Annotated in this window: 6 protein-coding genes; 1 reads left to right on the top strand and 5 read right to left on the bottom strand. The window is 74.2% G+C overall.

All coding sequences use genetic code 11. The features are described from left to right. Positions 1–143 precede the first annotated feature (143 nt). The 4 genes from ACFW1A_RS37655 to ACFW1A_RS37640 all read right to left on the bottom strand — a co-directional run bounded on the left by ACFW1A_RS37655 (position 144) and on the right by ACFW1A_RS37640 (position 3,085). Positions 144–1,202: a PstS family phosphate ABC transporter substrate-binding protein gene (locus ACFW1A_RS37655; RefSeq protein ID WP_380417657.1), complete on the bottom strand. Its 1,059-nt coding sequence runs from the start codon at positions 1,200–1,202 to the stop codon at positions 144–146. Positions 1,203–1,524: 322 nt separating this feature from the next. Then, positions 1,525–1,950, bottom strand: coding sequence for a hypothetical protein (locus tag ACFW1A_RS37650; protein WP_380417655.1), 426 nt, complete (start codon positions 1,948–1,950; stop codon positions 1,525–1,527). Further along, the gene (locus ACFW1A_RS37645; RefSeq protein WP_380417653.1) at positions 1,943–2,320 is read right to left on the bottom strand and encodes a hypothetical protein; all 378 of its coding nucleotides are present in this window, start codon (positions 2,318–2,320) and stop codon (positions 1,943–1,945) included. The genes ACFW1A_RS37650 and ACFW1A_RS37645 overlap by 8 nt, the downstream gene beginning before the upstream one ends. 282 nt (positions 2,321–2,602) lie before the next feature. Then, on the bottom strand, positions 2,603–3,085 hold the full coding sequence (locus ACFW1A_RS37640) for a MarR family winged helix-turn-helix transcriptional regulator (RefSeq protein WP_380417651.1): 483 nt from the start codon (positions 3,083–3,085) through the stop codon (positions 2,603–2,605). 106 nt (positions 3,086–3,191) lie between these two features. Here ACFW1A_RS37640 and ACFW1A_RS37635 point away from each other — a divergent pair, with 106 nt between their 5' ends. Further along, positions 3,192–3,761, top strand: coding sequence for a carboxymuconolactone decarboxylase family protein (locus ACFW1A_RS37635; protein ID WP_380417649.1), 570 nt, complete (start codon positions 3,192–3,194; stop codon positions 3,759–3,761). Positions 3,762–3,768: 7 nt separating this feature from the next. Here the strand turns inward: ACFW1A_RS37635 and ACFW1A_RS37630 are convergent, their stop codons facing one another. Beyond that, positions 3,769–5,562, bottom strand: coding sequence for a GAF domain-containing sensor histidine kinase (locus ACFW1A_RS37630; RefSeq protein ID WP_380417647.1), 1,794 nt, complete (start codon positions 5,560–5,562; stop codon positions 3,769–3,771). Between the last annotated feature and the right edge of the window lie 70 nt (positions 5,563–5,632).

The following is a 5,632-nucleotide window of genomic DNA, read 5'->3' as shown; positions in this document are numbered from 1 at the left end:
GCGGGCGGGTCCGCCGACGCCTCGGCCGGTTCGAGCGCGGCGCCCGGGGGAGCGTCCTCGCCGAAGCAGTCGGCCGCAGTGATCACCGTCGACCGGGCCGCCGGTCGGTGCTGGGTGGAACCTCAGGTGGTGCCGGGGGTGGATCAGAGGTGGGTCACGGAGCCGCAGACACCGAAGTCCAGCGCGAGGAAGCCGTAGCTGCTGATGTCGTTGCCGGCGGTGGTGTCGTTGCAGATCCAGCCGAGCGGGCCGAAGACGTTCTGGATCGCGGTGGCCTGGGTGTTGGTGCCGTTCCACTCCGCGTCACGGAACACGTTGTAGACCACGCGGCCGTAGTTGGTGCCCGCGAAGGTGGCGTTCAGCGCGCCCGAGGAGATCGGGTTGGTGCCGTCCACGCTGCGCAGGGACAGGTAGCCCTTGTTGTCGGTGGTGGTGGTGTGGCCGTTCAGCTGGCCGATGTAGTGCGCGGCGGAGTACGGGAAGACCGCGTTGGCGTCGTTGAACACCGAGTCGGTGCCCTCGTTCTCCTCCGGGGTGTACGACTGGACGCAGGAGCCCAGGGTCACCGAGCCGGTGCCACCGTTGATGGCCTTCAGGAAGAAGGACCGGGTGCCCGAGCCGTTCTGCGGGATGTACGCCTTGATGGTGGCGTTCGGGCCGGTGTAGCCCGCGATGTCGGTGATCTGGTTCCAGTTGGTCTTGGCGCAGGTGTAGATCGCCTTCAGGTCGGCCGTGGTGAGGTTGGCCGGGGCGTTGCCGGTCGCGTTGCCGGCCCAGGAGACCGCGTCCTTCGCGAAGGCGACGAAGTCGTCGGTGGTCAGGTCACCGGTCTGCGGGGCGCGCGAGGAACGGGCGAAGTCCACCGTGGTGTTGGTGTAGGTGTTCAGCGCGGTGACGCCGTTGCTGGAGCCGTTCGGCCGGGTGATGCTGGTGGCACCGGTCTTGGTGGTGATCGGGCTGGTGCCGGTCGCGTCCCAGCTGTACAGACGCGGCGAGGTGGTGTCGTGGGCCGCGGTCAGCGACGCGTTGTAGTCGGTCGAGAACTGGCCCAGCACGGCCTGGGTGGTGTCCGAGCCGACGCCCACGAGGTCCTGAGCGGCCGGGGTGCCCGACGGGTCGGCCAGGGCCGAACCGGCGGCCACGGTGGCCAGCGAGGTGGCGATCGCGAGGGTCGCGAACAGCTTGGCAGCGGTGTGACGCATGGTGCTCTTCCTCCGGTGGGAGAGGGACGCATGGCGTTGACCGGGACCGGAGCGGTCCCGCACCGGTGGGCCGCCGATCTCCCGGCCCGTCCGGCGGGACCGATCCTGATCCGTCACCGCCGACCCCGGAAGCACCCCGTTCAGTCGGCCGGGTCCCGGTGAATTTCGTGGTTTTGTCGACTTGCAGGTTTAGCGGCTGGCCGCCGCCGGTGCTTCGTGCACCCGCCTGTCGCCCGGTCCGGGCCGCGCGCCGCCGGACGTTCTTCTCGCGGTGGCGGTTCGGGCCGGAACCGGCAACCTGGGGGCCACCGGGGCATCAGCCTCACCACGGCCACCGGCCGTCCTGCCCACCGGAGCGCAACTCCCGTTCCAGTGCGCCGAGTCCGGCCCGGAAGCCGGCCACGCCCTGGCGGCACTGATCACGCCTGAGGTACCCGCGGGCGCTGCGGGCCACCGGCCCCTCGGCGGCCGGGTCGGGCCGGGTGCTGCGCGGCGGCAGGTAGGCGGCCCAGCCCCAGGCGCGCGCCGAGTCCTGCCCGAAGACGTACCGGAGCGAGGCCCGCTCGATCAGCAGTTCCCGCAGGCCGAGCACCAGTTCGGCCTCGGAGCGGTAGAGCCGGGCGGACACCGCGAGCTGCCGCCCGTTCCCGGCGGCCAGCGACCAGCCGACCAGCCGGCCGGCCCCCTGCACCGCGAGCAGCCGGGGCCCCCGACCCCGGCCGGCGCCGGGCGCCGGGCGGTCAGACATCGTCGCCGGGCACCCGCTCGGCCGGTCCGGCCGAGCGGGGGGAGCGCTCCCGCTCCGGCGCGTCGAGCGGCTGGCGCTCCACCAGGGCGACGAACCGGCGGAAGGCGTTCTGACAGGTGGCGTACCGCTCGTAGGCACGACTGCTGCGCGCCTCGGCCGACCCGCGCGCCCCCGGCACCACCCAGATCCACCCGATCCCGTCCCGGACGTGGGTGATCCGGGCGGTCAGCCCGGCGACCTCCACCCGCAGCAGGGCAAAGGCCCGGTGCGCCTCCTGCGACGTGTCGAAGACCGGTGCGGACACGGCGACCACCCGCCCGTTGGGTGCCTTCAGCTGCCACTGGTACCGGCCGTTGGCGGCCCGTTCCACCTGGAAACCGCCCCGCGGGGCCTGCGCTTCCGTTCTCCCCCCACCGTCCCGGCCCACCTCGGCCCACCCGCCCCAGTCCCGACAGCACCGCCCCGGTGGCGGCCGGGGCGGTGGGTGTCGCGTAGAGATCTCGTGCTCGATTGCCGAGCAGGTCAACCGTATGTGTGCTGACCTGGGCGCAGGACCGGTCGGCAGGTCTATTGGCCGGGAAGTTCTCTCTCGTTAAACTTCAGTGGATCGCTAACATTCCCAAGGGAGTTGACGACCAGCCAGGTCCTGCGATCAGCCGCCGAACCAGCCCGGGGCGTCCAGCCGGAACAGCGGGGCGGGGACCATCGCACGCAGGTCGCGCTCCATCGCCCGCACCCGCTCGGCGCCCAGCTCGGCCGCCCAGCGCGAGCGCACCCGCTCGAAGACCTCCGCCGAGCGGGCCAGCAGATCGGTCCCGAGCGCGGTGCGCCGCACCAGCCGGCCGCGGGCGTCGCGCGGGTCCGGCACCCGCTCCACGTAGCCGAGCGCCTCCAGCCGGTCCACCGTCTTGCCGGCCGCCTGCTTGCTCACCCCGAGCCGCCGGCCGATCTCGCTGGCGGTGGCCCCGTGCGGGCCGACCGCCTGCAGCGCGAACCCGTGCGCCGGGCGGGCCTCGGGGTGCCCCTGGCGCGCCAGTTCGGCGTGCAGCTCGTCGATGATCGAGCGGAAGCCGGCGAACAGCAGCAGCGGCAGCTCGAACCCGTAGCCGTCGCCGGGCGGGTCGGTCTCGGTCATGGCGGACTCCTTGCCGGGGATCCTTGCAGTGATGGACAACCTGGTTTACCTTTTTAGTCAACCACGTTGTCCATTGTAGAAGGACCGGCCCGCGAAGGAGCCCGCCATGCCCGCCGCACCGCACGTCTTCCCCGACCACACCCTCGACACCGCACCCGCCGGCGCCCGGCCGACCATGGAATCGGTCACCCGGCACCTGGGCCACCTGCCCGCCGCCGTCGGCCGGCTGGCCACCTCGCCCGAACTGCTGGCGGGGTTCATGAAGGCGAACGCCCTCTTCACCGCGAGCACGCTGGACCCCCTGGCCCGCGAGGTGCTGGTGCTCACCGTCGCCACCCGCAACCAGTGCCACCTGTGCGTGGCGATGCACACCGCCGAACTGCACCGGCTCGGCGCCGATCCGGAGCTGGTCGCGGCGCTGCGCGGCGCGCGGCCGCTGGCCGACGACCGGCTGGAGGCGGTGCGCCGGTTCGTGCTGGAGGTGCTGGCCACCGCCGGCGCGGTGGCGCCCGAGGCGCTCACCGCCTTCCTGGACGCCGGGTTCACCCCGCGCAACGCCCTGGAGGTGGTGCTGGGCATCGGCACCTACACCATGTCCACCCTGGCCAACCGGCTCACCGGCGCGCCGGTCGACCCGCAGCTCGCCGCCCACGCCTGGGAGCCGGCCACCGCCTGACCGCGGGTCAGAGCCGGGCGGACCAGCGCACCCGGGTGCCCCGCCGGCCCGGCCCGGGCTGGTGCCAGGCCGCCCCGCCCAGGTTCTCCGCCCGCCGCCGCAGGTTGGCCAGCCCGCTGCGCCGCCCGCCCTCGGGGATGCCCACCCCGTCGTCGGTCACGGTGAGCAGCACCCCGGGGCGGCCCGGCCGGACCGGCGCCTGCGGGTCGCCCGAGACGGGGTGCCCGGTGGCGTCCAGGTAGACCGTGGTGTCCAGCTCCACACTGACCCGCGAGGCCCGCGCGTGGCGCGCCGCGTTGGACAGGATCTCCCGCAGTGCGGCCAGCAGTTGACGGGCCGTGCCGTCGCCGATCAGGTCCTCCACCGGCCCGCTGAAGGCGACCGAGGGCTTGAAGCCGAGCGCCGCGGCCGCCTGGCCGCACTCGCGCAGCACCCGGGCCCGCAGGGTGTCCGGCTGGTCGCCCTGCTCGTCGTGCTGCAGCGCGTAGATGGTGGTGCGGACCTCCTGGATGGTGGCGTCCAGCTCGTCCACCGCGGTGGCCAGCCGCTCCTTGACCTCCGGCACCACGGCCCGCCGGGCGGCGCTCTCCAGCATCATCCCGGTGGCGAACAGCCGCTGGATCACCAGGTCGTGCAGGTCCCGGGCGATCCGGTCGCGGTCCCGGAAGACCGCCAGGCGCTGCTGGTCGCGCTGGCCCTCGGCCAGCCGCAGGGCGAGCGCGGCCTGCGAGGCGAAGGCGGCGGCGAGCTGCTTCTCGGACTCGCTGAACGCCCGCGCCCCGCGTTCGCGCCAGAGCACCAGCGCGCCCACCGTGCGCCCGGCCGACACCATCGGCAGCGCCATCGACGGGCCGAAGCCGCGGGCCGCCCGCATCACCAGGGCCGGGTCCCGGGACATGTCGTCGAGGAAGACCGACTCGCCGTCCCGCAGCCGGGCGGCGTACCCGGTCCCCGGCACCAGCTCGCCCTCCACCTGCTCGGCGGCCGCCCCCGAGGCGTGCGAGACCCGCAGCCCGCCGTCCCCGGTGGGCAGCATGATCATCCCCAGCGCCGCGTCGGCCAGCTCGCGCACCCGCTCCACCGCCACCCCGAGCGCGGCCTGCGCCGGGTCCCCGGTGAGCAGCGCGGTGGTCAGCGCCGCCGCGCCGGCGATCCACCGCTCGCGCCGCCGGCCCTCCTCGTAGAGCCGGGAGTTCTCGATCGCCACCCCGGCGGCCGCGGCCAGCGCGTGCAGCACCTGGGCGTCCTCCGGGGTGAAGCCGCCGCCGCCGCGCTTCTCGGTCAGGTAGAGGTTGCCGAACACCTCGTCCCGGATCCGGATCGGCTCGCCCAGGAAGGACCGCATCGGCGGGTGGTGCGGCGGGAAGCCGGCCGAGCGCGGGTCCAGGGCCAGGTCGTCCAGCAGCAGCGGCTCCGGCTTGTCGATCAGCGCGCCGAGGATCCCCCGGCCCTGCGGCAGGTCGCCGATCCGGGCCGCGACCGCCGGGTCGATGCCGACGTGGATGAAGTCCGAGAGCCCGCTCCGGTCCGGGCCGATCACCCCGAGCGCCGCGTACCGGGCGTCCACCAACTCGGCCGCACCGGCGGCGATCCGCTCCAGGGTGGCGTGCAGGTCGAGCCCGGCCCCGACCGAGACCACCGCCTCCAGCAGCCGCTGCATCCGGTCGGTCACCGCCGCGGCCGACTGCAGCCGCTCGGAGACCTCGGTGACCAGGGTGTCCAGGCCGAGCGAGGAGATCTCGGGCACCCGGTGCGGGGGCTGCGGGGGCGGGCCCTGGGGCTCGTCGGCGGGGAGGTCCATGGCACCGAGCGTAGTTTGACGCGATTTGTTCCGGCGGGAGGCGGCGCCCCGGCGTCGCGGCGGGCGCCGC

The organism is Kitasatospora sp. NPDC058965 (assembly GCF_042741245.1).
In the GTDB taxonomy this organism is placed as follows: Bacteria; Actinomycetota; Actinomycetes; order Streptomycetales; family Streptomycetaceae; genus Kitasatospora.
The sequence above is the reverse complement of the archived record's forward strand: the minus strand, read 5'-3'. Positions and strand labels throughout refer to the sequence as shown.